This window comes from Oerskovia douganii, from assembly GCF_015142735.1.
In the GTDB taxonomy this organism is placed as follows: domain Bacteria; phylum Actinomycetota; class Actinomycetes; order Actinomycetales; family Cellulomonadaceae; genus Oerskovia; species Oerskovia douganii.
Genome location: NZ_JACSPN010000068.1, coordinates 1 through 526, shown reverse-complemented (window position 1 = coordinate 526; position 526 = coordinate 1). Strand labels below are relative to the sequence as shown.

General features: G+C 76.4%; 1 protein-coding gene. It reads right to left on the bottom strand.

The genetic code is table 11. The annotated features are described in order from the left end of the window. A partial coding sequence (locus tag H9623_RS19160) for a 5-formyltetrahydrofolate cyclo-ligase (RefSeq protein WP_193721586.1) occupies window positions 1–526 on the bottom strand: 526 nt, incomplete at both ends.

The following is a 526-nucleotide window of genomic DNA, read 5'->3' as shown; positions in this document are numbered from 1 at the left end:
AGCGCCATCCGAGGGGGGTCGCGACCGCGTCGACCGTGCGGTCGTGCTTCTCGAGGGGCAGCGGGCGGTCGCTCGCGTCGTAGACCTCCTCGGGGAACACCACCGCGATGACCCTGGTGCCGGGCCGCACGTGCTCCAGCGCGCGGTCGTACCAGCCGCCGCCCTGCCCCAGGCGGACGCCGTTCGAGTCGACCGCGAGTGCCGGGGCGATGACGACGTCGGCGTCGGCGAGGGCCGCAGCACCGAGGGCAGGGCCGCTCGGCTCCGGGGGGCGTCCGGGAGCGCGGACCTGGAGGTCGTGCGCGCCGTCGAACTCGGCCCAGTCGCGCTGGAGGCCGGCGCCGAGGACCGGCAGCAGCACGCGGACCCCGCGTGCCGAGAGTCGTTCGAGCATCGCCGTGGTGCCGGGCTCCGTGGGGCGGGCCGCGTACGTCGCGACGCACCGCGCGGACAGGACCTCGGGGATGGTCTCGATCACGTCGGCGATCGCCTGGGCCGCTTCGTCGCGGCGGCGTTCGGTGCGGGC